Annotated in this window: 18 protein-coding genes; 13 read left to right on the forward strand and 5 right to left on the reverse strand. The window is 39.7% G+C overall.

Features of this window, described 5'->3' with window-relative positions:
• The first annotated feature begins 70 nt into the window (after positions 1 to 70).
• The 12 genes from ppsA (at position 71) to alr (ending at position 12831) form a co-directional block, all read left to right on the forward strand.
• Positions 71 to 2449, forward strand: a complete 2379-nt coding sequence (gene ppsA, locus E0H82_RS09685; RefSeq protein WP_116759528.1) for a phosphoenolpyruvate synthase — start codon at positions 71 to 73, stop codon at positions 2447 to 2449.
• Positions 2450 to 2520: 71 nt separating this feature from the next.
• Positions 2521 to 3276 carry an RDD family protein gene (locus tag E0H82_RS09690; protein ID WP_131264443.1) on the forward strand — a complete coding sequence of 252 codons (756 nt, stop codon included), beginning with the start codon at positions 2521 to 2523 and terminating at the stop codon, positions 3274 to 3276.
• A 298-nt stretch (positions 3277 to 3574) separates the two neighbouring features.
• Positions 3575 to 4645, forward strand: coding sequence for a ubiquinol oxidase subunit II (gene cyoA, locus E0H82_RS09695; RefSeq protein WP_131264444.1), 1071 nt, complete (start codon positions 3575 to 3577; stop codon positions 4643 to 4645).
• A 3-nt stretch (positions 4646 to 4648) separates the two neighbouring features.
• Positions 4649 to 6637, forward strand: coding sequence for a cytochrome o ubiquinol oxidase subunit I (gene cyoB, locus E0H82_RS09700; protein ID WP_131264445.1), 1989 nt, complete (start codon positions 4649 to 4651; stop codon positions 6635 to 6637).
• 4 nt (positions 6638 to 6641) lie between these two features.
• A complete protein-coding gene (cyoC, locus tag E0H82_RS09705; RefSeq protein ID WP_131264446.1) occupies positions 6642 to 7262 on the forward strand; it encodes a cytochrome o ubiquinol oxidase subunit III in 621 nt (206 codons plus the stop codon).
• Positions 7262 to 7591: a cytochrome o ubiquinol oxidase subunit IV gene (cyoD, locus tag E0H82_RS09710; RefSeq protein WP_131264447.1), complete on the forward strand. Its 330-nt coding sequence runs from the start codon at positions 7262 to 7264 to the stop codon at positions 7589 to 7591. Before cyoC ends, cyoD begins: the two co-directional genes overlap by 1 nt.
• Before the next feature lie 10 nt (positions 7592 to 7601).
• Positions 7602 to 8480 (forward strand): heme o synthase, encoded by an 879-nt coding sequence (cyoE, locus tag E0H82_RS09715; RefSeq protein WP_131264448.1) that lies wholly within the window; start codon positions 7602 to 7604, stop codon positions 8478 to 8480.
• Positions 8481 to 8749: 269 nt separating this feature from the next.
• Positions 8750 to 9139: a 30S ribosomal protein S6 gene (gene rpsF, locus E0H82_RS09720; RefSeq protein ID WP_116759542.1), complete on the forward strand. Its 390-nt coding sequence runs from the start codon at positions 8750 to 8752 to the stop codon at positions 9137 to 9139.
• A gap of 11 nt (positions 9140 to 9150) precedes the next feature.
• Positions 9151 to 9378: a 30S ribosomal protein S18 gene (gene rpsR / locus E0H82_RS09725; RefSeq protein WP_004278792.1), complete on the forward strand. Its 228-nt coding sequence runs from the start codon at positions 9151 to 9153 to the stop codon at positions 9376 to 9378.
• Positions 9379 to 9387: 9 nt separating this feature from the next.
• Positions 9388 to 9834 (forward strand): 50S ribosomal protein L9, encoded by a 447-nt coding sequence (gene rplI, locus E0H82_RS09730; protein WP_116759545.1) that lies wholly within the window; start codon positions 9388 to 9390, stop codon positions 9832 to 9834.
• Positions 9835 to 10034: 200 nt separating this feature from the next.
• Entirely contained in the window at positions 10035 to 11480 is a 1446-nt protein-coding gene (dnaB, locus tag E0H82_RS09735; RefSeq protein ID WP_131264449.1) for a replicative DNA helicase, read from the forward strand.
• 280 nt (positions 11481 to 11760) lie between these two features.
• Positions 11761 to 12831: an alanine racemase gene (gene alr, locus E0H82_RS09740; protein WP_131264450.1), complete on the forward strand. Its 1071-nt coding sequence runs from the start codon at positions 11761 to 11763 to the stop codon at positions 12829 to 12831.
• A 77-nt stretch (positions 12832 to 12908) separates the two neighbouring features.
• Here the strand turns inward: alr and E0H82_RS09745 are convergent, their stop codons facing one another.
• The 5 genes from E0H82_RS09745 to E0H82_RS09765 form a co-directional block, all read right to left on the reverse strand.
• On the reverse strand, positions 12909 to 13331 hold the full coding sequence (locus E0H82_RS09745) for a BLUF domain-containing protein (protein WP_131264451.1): 423 nt from the start codon (positions 13329 to 13331) through the stop codon (positions 12909 to 12911).
• A 91-nt stretch (positions 13332 to 13422) separates the two neighbouring features.
• Entirely contained in the window at positions 13423 to 14157 is a 735-nt protein-coding gene (locus E0H82_RS09750; RefSeq protein WP_131264452.1) for a proteasome-type protease, read from the reverse strand.
• Positions 14158 to 14176: 19 nt separating this feature from the next.
• On the reverse strand, positions 14177 to 14959 hold the full coding sequence (locus E0H82_RS09755; RefSeq protein WP_131264453.1) for a transglutaminase family protein: 783 nt from the start codon (positions 14957 to 14959) through the stop codon (positions 14177 to 14179).
• Positions 14956 to 15558 (reverse strand): alpha-E domain-containing protein, encoded by a 603-nt coding sequence (locus E0H82_RS09760; RefSeq protein ID WP_131264454.1) that lies wholly within the window; start codon positions 15556 to 15558, stop codon positions 14956 to 14958. Before E0H82_RS09760 ends, E0H82_RS09755 begins: the two co-directional genes overlap by 4 nt.
• A gap of 28 nt (positions 15559 to 15586) precedes the next feature.
• Entirely contained in the window at positions 15587 to 17134 is a 1548-nt protein-coding gene (locus E0H82_RS09765) for a circularly permuted type 2 ATP-grasp protein (protein ID WP_131264455.1), read from the reverse strand.
• Between the two features lie 258 nt (positions 17135 to 17392).
• Between E0H82_RS09765 and E0H82_RS09770 the strand changes: the two genes are divergently transcribed.
• Entirely contained in the window at positions 17393 to 18385 is a 993-nt protein-coding gene (locus E0H82_RS09770) for a helix-turn-helix transcriptional regulator (RefSeq protein WP_131264456.1), read from the forward strand.
• Positions 18386 to 18559: the final 174 nt, after the last annotated feature.

The raw sequence follows: 18559 nt of genomic DNA on the forward strand, positions 1-18559 counted from the left end.
AAAGCTAAGCAGATTTATTTTAAATTCATGCCAAGATAGTGATTAATACTGCAAAAGTGGAGTAACAACTTTGGAAGCGCGCGTAATTGGTCTAGAAAAATTAGGGAAACACGACGTAGAGCTCGTGGGTGGGAAAAACTCATCTCTAGGTGAGATGATTAGCCACCTTGCAAATGCAGGTGTATCAGTACCTGGGGGCTTTGCTACTACTGCTGCTGCGTATCGTGAATTTCTCGAGCAAAGTGGCCTTAACGCTAAAATTAACGCGGAACTTGCAGCATTAAATGTTGATGATGTAATTGCACTTGCAGAAACTGGTGCAAAAATCCGTCAGTGGATTGTCGATACCCCGCTTACAGCAGGACTAGAAAAGGAAGTTCGCGACGCTTTCGCTACCCTTTCAAACGGCAACCCTGATATCGCGGTTGCCGTTCGTTCATCTGCAACAGCAGAAGATTTACCTGATGCGTCTTTTGCAGGTCAGCAGGAAACTTTCTTAAACATTCGCGGCATTGATAATGTTCTTATCGCGATCAAAGAAGTTTTCGCTTCACTTTATAATGACCGTGCTATTGCTTACCGTGTTCACCAAAACTTCGCGCATGACATTGTTGCATTATCTGCAGGCATCCAACGTATGGTTCGCTCAGAAACTGGTGCAGCTGGTGTAATGTTTACTCTAGATACAGAATCAGGCTTCCGTGATGCTGTATTTATTACTGCTTCTTATGGTTTAGGCGAAATGGTTGTTCAGGGTGCTGTAAACCCTGATGAATTCTACATTTCTAAGCCACTTCTCAAAAATGGCAAACATGCTATTTTACGTCGTAATCTTGGATCTAAGCACCAAAAAATGGTCTATGGCGAAGAAGGGGCTGCCGGCAAATCAGTTGTTGTTGTTGATGTTGAAAAAGCAGAACGTCAACAGTTCGCGTTAAATGATCACGAACTTCAAGAACTTGCTAAACAAGCATTGATCATTGAAGAACACTATCAAGCCCCTATGGATATTGAATGGGCAAAAGATGGTGACGACGGTCTAATCTATATCGTTCAAGCACGCCCTGAAACAGTAAAAAGCCGTGAAAATGTCGGCACCATGGAACGCTACCTACTTAAGCAAAAAGGTACTGTAATCTGTGAAGGTCGCTCAATCGGTCAACGTATCGGTTCGGGTAAAGTACGCATTGTGACGTCTATTAAAGAAATGGACAAAGTTCAAGAAGGCGACGTACTTGTTTCTGACATGACTGACCCAGATTGGGAACCAGTAATGAAACGTGCTGCTGCAATTGTTACAAACCGTGGTGGTCGTACTTGTCACGCAGCAATTATTGCGCGTGAACTTGGTGTGCCTGCAATTGTTGGCTGTGGCAATGCAACCGAAGTTTTAACAGATGGACAAGAAGTTACTGTTTCATGTGCTGAAGGTGATACAGGCTTTATTTATGAAGGTTCGTTAGATTTCGAAATTCAACGTAACTCAATTAACTCTATGCCAAAACTTCCGTTCAAAATTATGATGAACGTTGGTAACCCTGACCGTGCATTTGACTTTGCTCAAATTCCTAACGAAGGTATTGGTCTTGCGCGTTTAGAGTTCATTATTAACCGTATGATTGGTGTACACCCTAAAGCCTTGTTAAATATTGACAGCTTACCACGTGAAACTCGTGCAGCGGTCTTGGCTCGTACTGCGGGTTATGCTTCTCCAATTGAATTCTACGTTGAGAAACTTGTAGAAGGTATTTCGACACTTGCTGCTGCATTTGCTGACAAGCCTGTGATTGTTCGCATGTCTGACTTTAAGTCAAACGAATATGCGAACTTGATTGGCGGTAAGCTTTATGAGCCAGAAGAAGAAAACCCAATGCTTGGTTTCCGCGGTGCAAGCCGTTATGTTTCTGAAAATTTCCGTGATTGTTTCGAATTAGAATGCCGTGCATTGAAGAAAGCGCGCGATGAAATGGGCTTAACCAATATCCAAATCATGATTCCATTCGTTCGCACTGTAAATGAAGCAAAACGTGTAATTGAATTGCTTGCTCAGAATGGCCTTAAGCGTGGTGAAAATGGTCTGAAAGTAATCATGATGTGTGAATTACCAACTAACGCACTGTTAGCTGAACAATTCCTTGAACATTTTGACGGCTTCTCTATTGGTTCTAATGACTTAACTCAGCTTACATTGGGTCTAGACCGTGACTCAGGTATTGTTTCTCACCTGTTTGACGAACGTGATGCAGCTGTTAAAGCATTACTTTCAATGGCGATTCATGCATGTCGCAAAGCTGGCAAATATGTAGGTATTTGTGGTCAAGGTCCGTCTGACCATCCTGACCTTGCAAAATGGTTGATGGAACAAGGAATTGAGTCTGTTTCACTTAACCCAGATTCAGTTTTAGACACTTGGTTCTTCCTTGCTGAAGAAAAAGCTCAACAAGCTTAAGAAAACATGTTAAAAAAAGACCCATTAGTTGGGTCTTTTTTTCTCTTTTCATTTTTTGAGATTTTATTTTTATGCAAATTTACTTGGCACGTAATAATCAACAAGCTGGTCCATACACTTTAGAACAGTTGAATCAAATGCTTGCCAGCCAACAAGTACTCTTAACAGATTTGGCTTGGCATGAAGGTATGACCGAATGGAAAGCTTTAGGTGAATTAACCCAAGGGAAACTTGTATATACACCAACAGGTTATGTTTCAGCAACACATACACCTTTACAGAATTCCACAATTATCCAATCCAAAGTTGAAGGTAAAGTATCTAAACCAGAACTTGCTTCAGTCAATATTCGCGCATTGGCAAAAATCATTGATTTATTACTTTGGTTACCCGCAGCTGCAATTCCTTCTTTCTTTCTGAATGCTAATCAGGTAAATGAGCTAGCTGGTATTCAGCAAAAAATGCAAGCTGCTGACACATCCGCACAAGCTATGCAATTGCAACAGCAACTTTTTGCGCTTATTCCAATCGAAGCATGGCAAACCATGTTTGCCTATATCATTATTATGCTAGCGATTCAGGCATTCTTTCTAGCAAAGTCGGGACAAAGCATTGGTAAAAAGTTAACGCGAATTAAAATTGTAGATGCCAATAATGGCGAGAAAGTGAATTTAACGCGAATCTTTCTGTTACGCAGTATTGTATTTATCATTTTAAACATGTTGTTTATGCCGTTTATTACGATTGCCGACTATTTATTCGCATTCGGGAAAAATCGACAGACATTGCACGATAAACTAGCAAAAACCATCGTGATAAAACAATAAACGTGATTAAAATTAAGGGATGATCAGTTCATCCCTTTTTTACACATAAGTTTGATATTTCAATAAAAAAAAACCTAAAACAACTAATTCCGACCACTAAAATCAGGTTTTATAACAGACATTTAAAGCGACTTTATATATAGCTTAGTTTAACGATATCAGGCATAATGCCCTACAACGTAGCGGTGTCACATGCTTGAGAATTTTTTTCATTCAAAAACAAAATTCTCAATCATGCGACACTTTAATCGCTATCCCATATTATTTAGGGAATGGGACTCTTCACCGAGGTTGTAAAATGAGACAAACAATTTTAGCTGTATTGTCTTTATTAACGATTGCTGCACTCTTAACTGGGTGTGGTGGTGATATGGTACTTCTAAACTCTAAAGGTCCAGTTGCACAAGGTCAAAGTGACCTGATGATGACTGCGATCTATTTAATGCTATTGGTCGTTATTCCATCGATCTTAATGGCATTATGGTTTGGTTGGAAATATCGTTCGTCGAATAAAGATGCAGACTATAAACCTACTTGGGCACACTCAACTGCTATTGAAATTGTAGTTTGGGGTGTTCCAGTTATTATTATCGGTATTCTAGCTTGGTTAACTTGGTGGGGTTCACACAAGTATGACCCGTACCGTCCAATCGATTCTGATAAAGCACCATTAACCGTTCAAGTTATTGCTGAACAGTTTAAGTGGATCTTTATCTATCCAGAACAAGAAATTGCGACTGTTAACGAAATTCGCTTCCCAGAGAAAACTCCTGTGAACTTGCGTTTAACGTCTAACTTCACAATGAACTCGTTCTTCATTCCTGCACTTTCTGGCCAAATTTATACTATGGCTGGTATGCAAACTCACCTGCATTTGTTGGCAGATGAAACTAGCCCAGCTGAAGGCTACCGCGGTTTCTCTTCTAACTACTCAGGTTATGGCTTCTCTCAAATGCGTTTCCGTGCGCATTCAGTGACTGAAGCTCAGTTTGCTGATTGGGTCGCAGCTGTGAAAGCAGGCAACGGTACTTCAATTAACCCTGAAGCAATTCAAAAAGGTATTTTAGACCAAGCTGAATTTGCAACCTTGCGTGATGGCAACCGTTCGCATCATCAGATCGAAGTTCTTATCGCTAAAGCGACTACTCCAGAAGAAAAGGCTGCTGCTGAAGCAATGAAGCCTTATCCAACTAAGCCACATCCAGTGACTTACTACTCTTCTGTTGAAAAAGGCTTGTTTGAATCAGTAATCAACAAATACATGAGTAACTATCACGGTGCTGATCATTCAGCTACTGCGGGTGCTCACGGGGCTGCTGCTGAAGCACATGCCGCAGTTGAACCTGCTTCATCGGCTGTAGGGGAATAAGACATGAGCTTCTTAGGTAAGTTAGGTCCAGATTCGATTCCACACGATCCAATCGTGTTGGTAACGGTTGCTTTGATGGTTTTAGGTGGTATTGCTGCTTTTGCAGGCATTACCTACTTTAAAAAATGGAGCTACTTGTGGAACGAATGGTTCACATCTGTAGACCATAAGAAAATTGGTATCATGTATATCTTGGTATCTGTAGTCATGTTACTTCGTGGCTTCGCAGATGCGATCATGATGCGCTTACAACTTTTCCTCGCTCGTGGTGGCGGTGAAGGTTATTTACACCCAGAACACTATGACCAGATCTTCACCGCTCACGGTGTAATTATGATCTTCTTCGTAGCAATGGGTCTTGTTGTTGGCTTAATGAACATCTCTGTACCTTTACAGATTGGTGCTCGTGACGTTGCCTTCCCATTATTGAACTCTGTAAGCTTCTGGTTATTCGCTGGTGCTGCAGGCTTAATGATGGTTTCACTTGCTTTAGGTGAATTCGCTGCTACAGGTTGGATGGCTTACCCTCCTCTTTCTGGCATTGAATACTCTCCTGGTGTTGGTGTTGACTACTACATCTGGGCACTTCAGATTTCTGGTTTAGGTACGCTTTTAACTGGTGTTAACTTCTTTGTTACCATCATCAAAATGCGTGCACCTGGCATGAAATTGATGGATATGCCAATTTTCACTTGGACTGCTCTTTGTACTGCAGTTCTGATTATTGCTGCATTCCCAGTGTTAACTGCAACAATTGCAATGTTATCTCTAGATCGTTACTTCGGTTTCCACTTCTTTACCAATGAGCTTGGCGGTAGCCCAATGCTTTACGTAAACTTGATTTGGACTTGGGGTCACCCAGAAGTATATATCTTGGTATTACCAGCCTTTGGTATTTACTCTGAAGTTGTATCGACTTTTTCTCGTAAATCGTTGTTCGGCTACAAATCTATGGTGTATGCAACAGTTGCAATTACTGTATTGTCATTTGTTGTATGGCTTCACCATTTCTTTACCATGGGTGCAGGTGCCAACGTTAACGCGTTCTTCGGCATCATGACGATGGTTATTGCGATTCCGACTGGTGTGAAAATCTTCTCTTGGTTATTCACCATGTACAAAGGTCGCATTACATATACAACACCAATGCTTTGGACACTTGGCTTCCTTGTGACTTTTGGTATCGGTGGTTTGACTGGTGTATTAATGGCTGTTCCACCTGCGGACTTCCTTGTACACAACTCTTTATTCCTTATCGCTCACTTCCATAACGTAATTATTGGTGGTGTTGTATTCGCAATGTTCGCGGGTATCATTTTCTACTGGCCAAAAATGTTTGGTTGGAAGCTTAATGAAGCTTGGGGTAAAGCAGCATTCTGGTTCTGGTTCTTAGGTTTCTACTTTGCATTCATGCCACTTTATATCCTTGGTTTCATGGGTATGACGCGTCGTTTGAATACATATGACAACCCTGAATGGGATCCGTACATCGCAATTGCATTGTTTGGTGCAGTATTAATTGCACTTGGTATTGCATGTTTCTTAATGCAAATCATTGTTGGTTTCTTACAACGCCATGACAACATGGACGTTACAGGCGATCCATGGGATGGTCGTGTACTTGAATGGTCTACGTCTTCACCTGCTCCGTTCTATAACTTTGCTCATCTTCCTAAAATTAGCGGTATCGATACTTTCTGGAATGACAAAGAGAATGGTGTTGCTTATGCGCGTCCAACGTCTTATGAAGATGTTCATATGCCAACAAACCGTGCTGCTGGCTTCGTAATCGCAATGTTCATCACTATTATGGGCTTCGGTTTAATCTGGCACATTTGGTGGTTAGTATTCGTTTGCTTCGTATCTGCAATCATCAGCTTCATCGTAAGCTCTTTCACTAAGAAAGTTGATTACTATGTTCCTGCTGCTGAAGTTGAGCGTATTGAAAACGAACGCTATGCGATTCTTGAAAAACACTTGAAGAAGGACTAAGACAATGGCTGAAGTACTTCATCACGACAATCACGGACACGATGAACATCATCATCACGATGATACTGACATCACTGTCTTTGGTTTCTGGTCATACTTGATGAGTGACTTGATCCTATTCGGTACACTCTTCATTGCTTTCGTTGTATTAAGTGGTCACGTTCCACCTGGTACACCAAGTGCAAAAGAACTTTTTGGTGAGTCTTTAAGTTTCGTATTAACTGAAACTTTTGCTCTCTTAATTTCTTCTGTAACGTTTGGTTTTGCTGTACTTGCATCATACAAAAAGAATGTTAGCCAAGTTTTAATCTGGTTAATTATTACTTGGGTATTTGGTGCATCGTTCATTGGCATGGAACTGTACGAGTTTAATCACCTTGTACATGAAGGTCATGGTCCAAGCACAAGTGCGTTCTTATCTGCGTTCTTTACTTTAGTTGGTACGCACGGTATTCACGTAACTTCTGGTTTGGTATGGATGATCGTGTTAATGATTCAAATCAAGAAAAATGGTTTGACATTACCAAATACACGTCGCCTTGCTTGCTTGAGCTTGTTCTGGCACTTCCTTGACATCGTATGGATCTGTGTATTCAGCGTAGTTTATTTGAGGGGAGTTCTCTAATGAGTCACGATCATCATACGTCTGATGCAGCTCACGGTACCGTAAAACAATATACCATTGGTTTTATTGTTTCTGTGTTATTAACCATTGTTCCATTCTACATGGCAATGAACCCAGAAAACTTCGGTCGTGGCGCAACTCTTGCAGTAATTGGTATTACTGCAATTGCTCAGGTTCTTGTACAGTTGATTTTCTTCTTGCACATGAACTCATCTGCAGAGCAGCGTTGGAACGTAATTGCATTTATTTATACAATTCTTACAATTGCCGTTCTTTTGATTGGTTCTGTATGGGTTATGAATTACCTTCACTTCAACATGATGCTCTAAACTGGTTGTCATGTTAAAAAAGTATTTATTCCTGACTAAGCCAGGAATTCTCTTTGGTAACTTCGTTACCACCTTGGGCGGCTTCTTCTTAGCCGCCCAAGGTTCTGTAGATTTCCTTTTACTTCTGATTACCTTACTGGCTACAACTTTGGTTGTTGCATCAGGATGTGTAGTTAACAATGTCATTGATCAAGACATTGACCAAAAGATGCAACGTACTCAAAACCGTGCTCTTGTTCAAAAAACGATTAGTCCTAGTGTTGCACTTATTTTTGCAGCAGCTTTAGGCCTTTTAGGATTTGGCATGTTATGGTTTTTTGTCAATGCTTATGCTTTTGGTTTCGCTGTTCTTGGTTTTGTTGTTTATGTCGGTTTTTATAGTCTTTGGAGCAAACGTACCACGATTCACCAAACTTTGATTGGGAGTATCTCAGGTGCAAGTCCACCTGTAATTGGTTATACGGCTGTTTCTAACGAATTCGATGTTGCTGCATTGCTGATTTTTTTAGCATATGCACTCTGGCAGATGCCTCATTCATGGGGAATTGCGATCTATCGTTTCGATGACTACAAAAATGCAGGTATTCCAATTTTACCTGTTGCACGTTCAATTTTACGTACCAAAGTCGAAAGCCTGATTTACGTAGTTTTGTTTGCAGCAGTATTAAATGGTCTATATTGCTTTGGTTATACAAACTTATTTTTCTTAATCAGCTTTAATGCTTTATGTGCCTATTGGGTTTATTTATCCATTATTGGTTTTAAAGCAGAAAATGATCAAGTTTGGGCTAAGCGCTATTTCTTATATTCTGTGATTTTAATCACTGCTTTAAGTTTTAGTTTTAGTTTTAGCTATGTAAGCCCTGCCCCACATTTACCACTTTTTTAAAAGATAGAGACCCCTCTCTATCTTTTAAAAATTTGCCCTATTCAAATACATTGTACAAACTTACTTTTCTTTAGCTATTTTCATTTAAATATATTTATATTTAAATTCCCTCCTTAATTCACGACATAACTTATTTTATGACTTGAATTTGGTCGCTAAAACATCTAAAATTCATCCTTCGCAAATTATGCGACACAACTTAGGTTGTGACTCCTTGCTTCCAACTTCTCATTTTAGTTGGGGGCTGTTTAAACCGTAAGGAGCTGACAATGCGTCATTACGAAATCGTACTTTTAGTACACCCTGATCAAAGCGATCAAGTCGTTGGTATGGTAGAACGCTACCTAACTCACATCAAAGAAGCTGAAGGTCAAATTCACCGTCTTGAAGACTGGGGCCGTCGCCAATTGGCTTACCCTATCAACAAGATCCACAAAGCTCACTACATTCTTATGAATGTTGAGTGTGGTCAAACTACTCTTGATGAGTTAGAAGAATTGTTCCGTTATAACGACGCGATCCTTCGTAACTTAATCATCCGTCGTGAAAACGCAATCACTGAAGAGTCTTTATTGGCTAAGAGTGCTGAAGAAAAGCGTGCGCGTAAAGCTCAACGTGAAGAAGCACAACTAGCTGCTCAAGACTCTGCTGAAGCATAAGGAGAACATCAATGGCACGTTTTTACCGTCGTCGCAAGTTCTGCCGCTTTACAGCTGAGAACGTTACGTACATCGACTACAAAGATATCGACACTTTAAAACAGTACATCACTGAAAACGGCAAGATTGTTCCTAGCCGTATTACAGGTACTAAAGCTCGTTACCAACGTCAATTAGCGCTTGCTATTAAACAAGCTCGCTACTTGTCTTTGATCCCTTACACTGACAATCATAAGTGAGGTTGAGCTGTGGATATTATTTTATTACAACGCATTAAAAACCTTGGTAAATTAGGCGATAAAGTTTCAGTTAAAGCTGGTTACGGCCGCAACTACCTTATCCCTCAAGGTCAAGCAGTAGCAGCTACTGAAGCTAACACTGCTGCTTTTGAAGCTCGTCGCGCTGAACTTGAGAAAGCTGAAGCTGATGTTTTAGCTGCTGCTCAAGCACGTGCTAGCCAATTAGACGAAGTTAACATCGTGATCACTGCTAAAGCTGGTGACGAAGGTAAACTATTCGGTTCTATCGGTACGCGTGATATCGCTGACGCTTTAACTAATGCTGGTCTTGTTGTTGACCGTGCAGAAGTTCGTTTACCAAATGGTGCGCTTCGCCACACTGGTGAATTCAACATCGCAATCCAATTGCATCATGATGTTGTTGCTGAAGTTCTCGTTACTATCGTATCTGAGTAATTTCTTGCAAAAAAAAGAGCATGCTCACGCATGCTCTTTTTTTATCTTCAAATTTTCTCATCAATAAATTCCAAGCCCACATTAGGTTGAAATTTTGATACTATCTTTACCCCAGAGTGCGTATTATTGGTGACATCATCATGATGCTCTGCACTTCTATCTGCATTATTATTTCCTGCATTTATCTTTAGGTTTTTGATATGTCTCAGGCGAATGCCACTGCTACCCCAAACTCATCCAAAGCAGACAATAAAATAAATGAGTCGAGTCAACTCAAAGAATTTCGCACACCCCCACATAATTTAGCCATCGAGCAAGCTGTGCTTGCTGCACTTATGACTGTTGCCGAGTCATTCGAGCAAGTCAGTGATGTACTGAATGAACAAGATTTTTATGCAACGCGCCATAAGTATATTTACCGTGCAATTGAAAAACTCGCGCAAGAAAATTCGCCTTACGATGCAGTTTTGGTGAATGACTGGTTAATTAAGCAGAATTTACTGGAAGCGATTGGTGGTGAAGAGTATTTAATGCAGCTGATGGCTGACTCTCCATCAAGTTTCTATAACCTCGAAACCTATGCCAATAAAATTAAAGAATTTTCGACTTTACGCAACATGATTAAAGTCAGTTCTGAAATCTTGCAAAATGCTTATGACACCAAAGGTCGTAGTGTCGGTGAAATTTTAGATTTAGCAGAAACCAATATTTTCTCGATTGCTGAACAACACAATAACAATAAGAAAAATGCAGGTCCAAAAGCCATTAATACCGTAGTTGCCGATGTTTTTGACAAATTAAATGAATTGTCTCAAATGGAAGGTAATATTACGGGTCTAACCACGGGTTTTGTTGAATTAGACAATAAAACTTCGGGCATGCAAGCAGGCGATATGATTATTGTTGCTGCACGTCCATCGATGGGTAAAACCACTTTTGCCATGAATTTAGTAGAAAGTGTGCTATTTAACTGTGATTTACCTGCGCTAGTGTTCTCGATGGAAATGCCCGCAGACTCGATTGCAATGCGTTTGATTTCCGCTTACGGCAAAGTACATCAAGGTCATTTACGTGCCGGTAAACTCGATGGTGATGAATGGTCTAAAGTCACAGGTACGATTTTACAGCTACAAGAAAAGCATCTGTATATTGATGACTCTTCTGCCCTGCCTCCAACAGAATTACGTGCGCGTGCACGTCGTATTGCCAAACAACATGGGGGAAAACTGGGCTGTATTATGGTCGACTATTTACAGTTGATGAAAGTCCCAGGTATGGGAGATAACCGTGTGGGTGAAATTGGTGAAATTTCTCGAAGCTTAAAAGCATTAGCAAAAGAAATGATGTGTCCTGTCATCGCACTGTCTCAGTTAAACCGTTCTCTGGAAAACCGTCCTAATAAGCGCCCAGTCATGTCCGACTTACGTGAATCAGGTGCAATTGAGCAGGATGCCGACTTAATTATGTTTATTTACCGTGATGAAGTCTATAACAAAGAGTCGAAAGAAGCAGGTACCGCCGAAATTATTATTGGTAAGCAGCGTAATGGTCCAATTGGTACAGTCAGATTAGCTTTTGAAGGTCAGTATACGCGTTTTAGTAACTTATCACCTGAATATTATAGTCAGTACAATGACGAAGAATAAAAAGTGGGCGTTCAGCCCATTCTTTATTTAACCCTAAATACTTAAAACAATGCCACTATAAGATTGTCTTTATCGAACAAAACCGATAACCCATACATTTAAATAGAATAAAGCCATGAAATAAGATGGGTATTTGATTTTTATAGGTCTACAATAACTGTCATATTTTGTGGATATTTACCTGAACGGTAATACCATTCCATATTTCTGATTCGATGACTTGAAATAAAACCATTGTTTTAATCTTGCCATTCTCTGTTTTCCCAAAGGAGTCATTCGGGTGCGCCAAGCAACAGTTTGTATTGATCAATCAGCACTTCAATATAATTTAAACCGTGTCAAACAACTTGCCCCTAACGCAAAAATCGTAAGTATGGTGAAAGCAAATGCTTATGGACATGGAATCAAAGACTGTCTTGCAGCCTTAAATAGTAGCGATGCTTTTGGTGTCGCCTGCTTGCAAGAAGCATTGGAAATTCGTGCTTTAGGCTATAAACAGCCCATTACATTAATTGAAGGGATCTTTTCCGCTGATGAAATGCAGGCCGTCATTGCAGAAAAGCTGGAATGTGTTGTACATCAGCCACAACAAGTGAATTGGTTACTGGCCCATCAAGAACAATACACTGCCCTTGGACTCAAAGTCTGGATTAAGCTTAATAGTGGCATGAATCGATTAGGTTTTAAAGCCAGTGAAATTATTGCTGTCATTAATACCTTAAAAGCGGCAGGCTTTATCTGCGTATTAACCATGCATTTTGCCAATGCAGATGCCGACCACCCGTTAAATGAACAACAAATTGCCCAGTTTATTGATATAAAACAAAGTTGTGCTCCAATTCTTGCTTCATGTTGTAATTCAGCTGCAATTTATCGTTGGCCTGAACTCCATTTTGATTATGTACGCCCGGGTATTATGTTATATGGCGCAACACCTTTTGCTGATCGGACTGTAAAAGATTTAGATTTACAGCCTGTGATGACTTTAAGTGCAGAAATTATTGCATTGAGTCATATTCAAAAAGGCGAAAAGGTGGGCTATGGTTCAACGTATACTGCATTACAAAACACGGATTTAGCCATCGTTTCAATTGGCTATGGTGATGGTTACCCTCGAGCCTATGTCAAACAAAATTATGTTGTGATTCAAGGGAAAATGCTACCTGTTGTTGGACGTGTCGCAATGGATATGGTTGCCATCGATGTTACTGGTTTAAATGTTGCACTGGGTACACCTGTTGAACTTTGGGGCAAACAACGTCTAGTAGATGATGTTGCTGAAGCAAATGGTACGATTGGTTATGAACTTTTATGCCGTTTAAGCCAACGCCCTCATCGAACTATTGAATAAGAAAAAAATCACTTTAGGTACTGCTCCGTTTTGTGAGTAGTATCTATGGTTTCATTGCTTGGTCAACTGACCTACATCTATAACTGCTGATCTGGTATGTGATATAACAACTGTAAAAAATTCTGTAATGATGCTTGCTGCAATAATACGGGATTAAATTTGCTAGATCCCAATTGTGCAAAAAAATGATGTATGTCTGAATGTTTACCAATATATTTCATACTCCAATCTGGAAAATGAAAATCAGTCTGTATTTGTTGTTGCGACAATATGCTTAAATCATAGTGCCGCTGATCTTTTTTTATTTTATTTAATAAGCTTAAAACCGAATCTTGTTCTCCTTCTAAACATTGGAAGAAGCAACCATCTGCATAACACAATACTCCTTTGATCTTTAGTTTTACATTAAAATCTCTGGCTTCAGATAGAATGTCTCTTAAATCTTGTAGTCGTGTTTCAGAAGGAAGTTTTGCCTGACTGGCATAGCAGAGTTGGTACATTGTGATTTCCTATCTTTTTGTTTTATTGATTGTACAGATAAAAGAATAGCGCGATTTCTCGCGCTATTCCTAGGAAAATAAGTATAAAAAACTAATTAAAATAGTCGTCTGAAGGATTGGGTAGATTCTGCAATCCACTGCGTAAAGTATCCGACCATTGTTTGCTAATATGTTGAAAATAAGGGTCTTCTTCAGTGATTCTTTTGCCTTCAGGAATATGTAAACTATTCTTTTTATAGATCAGTGCATCAAGCGGCATTCCCACCGATACATTTGAACGCAATGTCGAATCGAATGAAATTAAACTACAACGTAAAGCTTCACTCAGTGGCATATCATAACTTAAGGCACGATCAAGAATTGGTTTACCATATTTACTTTCACCAATTTGAAAATACGGCGTATCACTGGTCGCGCAAATAAAATTACCTTGCGGGTAAATGTTATAAAGCTGCATTTCGGTTTGACCAATTTGACCACCTACCAACAAACTACAGTAATAATTACTCTGTTCCTGCGTATTTTCAGTCACATCTGCAATGACTTTTTGCAGAGTGTGTCCAACCAATTCAGCCACTTCAAACATAGTATTTACACTATATAAATTAGGTATTTGTTGTAATTCCAAATGGTTCTTTAGATGTCCAATGACTGCCTGCGTTGTGGCCAGATTACCTGAGGTTTGAATCGTAATAAAACGTTCATTTTCAATTCCAAAAGTATAAAGCTTTCGAAATACTGAAATATGATCTACGCCAGCATTCGTACGCGTATCACTGATAAAGACGAGACCATCTTTTAATCTAAGCGCACAACAATAAGTCATCTCTTCCCCTTAACTTACATTAACATGCAAGTACTTGAACAATTGAGTGCATCGTTTCAACTCCCCCTTTTTCGCGCACTCCACGAATTGGGGCAACATCCCAATAATCTCGACCAATTGCCACATAAATATGCTTGTCTGGGCTAAAAATCTGGTTACTGATATCGAAACAATACCATGTGTTTCCTAGAAATACTTCCGCCCATGCGTGACTGGCAAGGTGTGATGTATTTGGCACAAATAAATAACCTGAAACATAGCGTGCTGGCAAGCCCAAAGCTTTGCATAAAGCAATAAAAACATGACTATGATCTTGGCATACCCCATGACGATTATGAAATGCTTCAATTGCAGAGGTATTGACTGACGTGTAATTCGGAATATAGGGAATATGCTGCAAGATGGCTTCAGACAGTTTCACTAAATTTTCATGGGTTAATTCTGGCACGAAGCGATGAGCAAATTCTTTCATTTCTGCATTGCACATGGTTGTTGGCGTTGGTTGCAAGAATTGATAAGGATTCAAATGATCCGTCAGACTCATCACAGAAGGCTGCTTATTCAGCTCAACAATCCCTTGTGCCATAATCGTCATTTGCTCATAAGCATGGCGTTGTGAACTGGTAATCCAGATGTTGTTAAAAGTATCTTTTTTAATACAACGCTCGCCTGGCACACTGACATCCCAGTAATGCACTTTCTGATGCGTATTATTAAATGGCGTCATTTTAATATATTGAATGCTATTACACGCCTGTTCAGTATATTGATAATGCGTTTGGTGATTGATCATAAGTTTCATGCATTCACCTCAAATAAATATTGAATTTGGTCACTAAAGTTATAAAAGTTTATTTGGTCAGGTTGAGCTTTAAGTTGTTGCCAAGCCGTATCTAAACTGTCCCATCCCATTTGCGCTAAAACTTCGATTAATGCTGCAATTTGCTGTAAAGTTTGTGTCTGATCTTGCTTTAAGCGAAGTTGTCGATCTAATTGCTCTAAAGTTTGCCCCAAAGAGTAGAATAAGAAAGTTTCTTCAGGCTCAGCCTCTAACACTTCACGACAATCCGCAATCACGTCGCAAATACAGGTTGAGCTGGCACAAGCATTCCGAATGTATTGATTTAATTCTGCATAAGTTTTTGCAGAAAAAATGCCCCTCAATTCCTGAACATTGTCTCTGGCAAACTGAAACAGTTGAATAAATGAATAAGGTTGTTCTGGGTCTAATACCAGTTCATTGAGTGAGCTTGCATCAAATGCAGGTAAACAAAAAGCATGGGCATAGGACACGGCTTTCTGATCATCTATAAATGGAAATTGTTGGCATAAATATTCAATACGGGTTAAATAACGACCTAACCAAAAAATTTGTTGTGCATTCGTGCTGAGTAAGATCATGAAATTGCTCCTTCATCGTTTTGGTTAATTATGAATGTAGATGATCGACAACCCATGTATCTTTAATGCCACCACCCTGCGAAGAATTGACAACAAGAGAGCCTTCTTGCATAGCCATACGTGTTAAGCCACCCGGTACAATTTCGGTACGATAGGGTGAACTCAGTACAAATGGTCGCAAATCAATGTGACGTTCCGACAGACCTGTATCGCTTAACATTGGGCAAACCGACAAATCTAATGTGGGTTGAGCAATATACAAATGCGGCGTTGCCAAAATTTTATCTTTAAAAGTCGCAATTTGCTGTACAGAAGCATGTGGCCCGATGAGCATGCCATACCCCCCCGAACCCTGTGCTTCTTTCACAACAAGCTGAGCTAAATTGTCTAATACATATTCAAGGTCTTTGCTTTCACGACACTGATAAGTAGGCACATTTTTAAGGATGGGTTGTTCAGCTAAGTAAAACTGAATCATTTTATCAACATAAGGATAAATGGATTTGTCATCTGCAACCCCAGTGCCAGGTGCATTTGCAATCACCACATTCTTTTGCAAATAGGCAGACATCAAACCTGCAACGCCAAGTGTACTGTCAGGCATGAAACACAATGGATCGAGATAATCATCATCAATACGTCGATAAATTACATCAACCTGTTGTTTGCCTCGTACCGTTTTGACATAAACCTTATCGTTTTCGACGTAAAGATCACGCGATGTTACTAAAGGCACACCCATTTCCCTTGCCAAAAAGGAGTGTTCATAATATGCGCTGTTAAAACGACCTGGAGTTAAAATGACAATGAAAGGACTATCGTTAAAGGCATTCTCTGCCAATATTTCTTTCAGTAATAACGGATAATGTTCAATGCCTTGCAAGTTATTTTGCAAACATAATTCAGGCATTAATTTCTGACTGATTTTTCGGCTTTCCAACATATAAGACACACCCGATGGCGTTCTTAAATTATCTTCCAGCACATAAAACTCGCCATGACGGTCCCGAACAATATCAATGCCGCTAATTTGGCTATAGATTTTACCTTTCAAACTATGATTGCACATATGTGGCTGAAAAGCCTCATGCTTGAGAACTTGCAGTTCAGGCACAATACCTGCTTTAAGAATATCTTGCTGATGATAGATATCATGTAAAAAAAGATTCAAGGCTTTGACGCGTTGTGCACAACCGAGTGAGATTTTATTCCATTGCTTTTTCGCAATCACTCGCGGGATCACATCGTAAGGAATGGTTCGCTCCGTTCCTTCTGCTTCTCCATAGACAGTAAAGGTAATGCCTTCATATAAAAAATGTTCTTTGGCATGCTGATTTAAAGCGTGTAAGTCATCTATATTATATTGCGACAACCAATGTTCAATTTTTGCACATGCCGTTTCAGAAACAGCATGATCATCCAACATTTCATTAAAAAAAACCGAATTTGTTCTCTCAAAAAGTAACTGTGTTTTCTCCTGCTGTTTTGCTACACCCTCCACTTTTACTGTCACTTGCTTACTATTCACTTCTGGTGATAAACCGTTTAACTCTACAATCTCTTTTTCTTTAAGCATATGACCCTCTTTATAGTTATAGCCAAACTCATTTTTATTAAGCAATAAGAATGCCACTCCTTACATCACTTATGCCGAGTCCTTATTAATTCATGCTTTTAGTCCGTACTCAATATCATTTCTGCTTGATCTTACGCCTAAAATTATTGAACTTTCTTTGCCTGATTGGTTGAGAAATGCTTGCCAATTCGGTTAGGTTTTTTTATTGTGTTTAACACTGTTTTATTAATTACCAACTTATTTGTTGTTATTTGAATTATGTCTGCACAAGAAAAAGAAACATCGAATAGCCTTTATCGACAATGGCAAATCCTTTCCCGCCTTTCCGCAGGAAAATGGATGGGTACACGGGAAATACAGGAAATTTTGCAAAGAGAAGGCATTGATATCAGCTTGCGTACCATCCAGCGTGATTTGAATCAGATTTCGCAGCGATTTCCAATTGAAAGCAACAAAACCGTCCCACAAGGATGGCGTTGGCGTTCAGATGCACCGCTTCAAAGCCTGCCGCATATGACCAGTTCTCAAGCTGTGACTTTTATGATGGTAGAGGAGCACTTAAAGCACCTTCTGCCTCCAAGCTTACTCGAAGAGATGAATCCGTGGTTTGATTTGGCACGTCGCAGTTTATCCACCCAAAATAATGTTCGCCAATGGATTAATCGGGTACGTATTGTGCCTGCCAACCAACCTTTGATTCCCCCCATGGTTGATCGAGCTGCACAGCAAGCCATTTATGAGGGTTTACTACAAGACAAGCAATTGGAATGTGTTTATCAAAAACGTCCACAAGCCGAAGAAAGTATCTATACGCTGAACCCTTTGGCATTGGTACAAAAAGGTGCAACTATTTATTTAATTTGCACTCGTTATGATAAAACCGATATTCAGACTTTTGCCTTGCACCGTTTTAAGTCAGCCAAAGTGCTGGATTCTCGTGCACTACATCCAGTCAATTTCGATATTGATGCCTATATTGATTCAGGTGCACTTGGATTTAGAGTTGATTACAATAAACCGACGGATCACGTTGCTTTAAAACTGACCATTCCAGAATGTGAGTCCCATTATTTTGAAGAAAGCCAGCTAAGTCGAGATCAAGTGATTACACCTCTTGAGCATAATCTGGTCCAAATTTCCGCAACTGTGCCCTTTACCTCTCAACTGACTTGGTGGTTACGCAGCTTCGGTAATAAAATTCAAAAAATTGAACCTGAAGAAGTTGAACGTGCAGTCCTTCAACTAGACTAAAATGCTCATTTAATAAAGTGATACGCAAAAAAAAAAGTCCCAACGATTGGGACTTTATAATTTTATTGTATTTATCTGTTCTAATTTATAATCTTGCAGGGTTAAAGTCTTAGACATTATGTTTTTAAACCCCTTTTCATAGTGTCTACATGAGTTGTATTTTTTGCTGCACAT

The organism is Acinetobacter sp. ANC 4910 (genome assembly GCF_004331035.1).
Taxonomy (GTDB): domain Bacteria; phylum Pseudomonadota; class Gammaproteobacteria; order Pseudomonadales; family Moraxellaceae; genus Acinetobacter.

Coding starts and splice junctions, on each gene's coding strand:
- E0H82_RS09690 (WP_131264443.1), top strand. CDS start 2,521: ATGCAAATTTACTTGGCACGTAATAATCAACAAGCTGGTCCATACACT.
- cyoA (WP_131264444.1), top strand. CDS start 3,575: ATGAGACAAACAATTTTAGCTGTATTGTCTTTATTAACGATTGCTGCA.
- cyoB (WP_131264445.1), top strand. CDS start 4,649: ATGAGCTTCTTAGGTAAGTTAGGTCCAGATTCGATTCCACACGATCCA.
- cyoC (WP_131264446.1), top strand. CDS start 6,642: ATGGCTGAAGTACTTCATCACGACAATCACGGACACGATGAACATCAT.
- cyoD (WP_131264447.1), top strand. CDS start 7,262: ATGAGTCACGATCATCATACGTCTGATGCAGCTCACGGTACCGTAAAA.
- cyoE (WP_131264448.1), top strand. CDS start 7,602: ATGTTAAAAAAGTATTTATTCCTGACTAAGCCAGGAATTCTCTTTGGT.
- rpsF (WP_116759542.1), top strand. CDS start 8,750: ATGCGTCATTACGAAATCGTACTTTTAGTACACCCTGATCAAAGCGAT.
- rpsR (WP_004278792.1), top strand. CDS start 9,151: ATGGCACGTTTTTACCGTCGTCGCAAGTTCTGCCGCTTTACAGCTGAG.
- dnaB (WP_131264449.1), top strand. CDS start 10,035: ATGTCTCAGGCGAATGCCACTGCTACCCCAAACTCATCCAAAGCAGAC.
- E0H82_RS09745 (WP_131264451.1), bottom strand. CDS start 13,331: ATGTACCAACTCTGCTATGCCAGTCAGGCAAAACTTCCTTCTGAAACA.
- E0H82_RS09750 (WP_131264452.1), bottom strand. CDS start 14,157: ATGACTTATTGTTGTGCGCTTAGATTAAAAGATGGTCTCGTCTTTATC.
- E0H82_RS09755 (WP_131264453.1), bottom strand. CDS start 14,959: ATGAAACTTATGATCAATCACCAAACGCATTATCAATATACTGAACAG.
- E0H82_RS09760 (WP_131264454.1), bottom strand. CDS start 15,558: ATGATCTTACTCAGCACGAATGCACAACAAATTTTTTGGTTAGGTCGT.
- E0H82_RS09765 (WP_131264455.1), bottom strand. CDS start 17,134: ATGCTTAAAGAAAAAGAGATTGTAGAGTTAAACGGTTTATCACCAGAA.
- E0H82_RS09770 (WP_131264456.1), top strand. CDS start 17,393: ATGTCTGCACAAGAAAAAGAAACATCGAATAGCCTTTATCGACAATGG.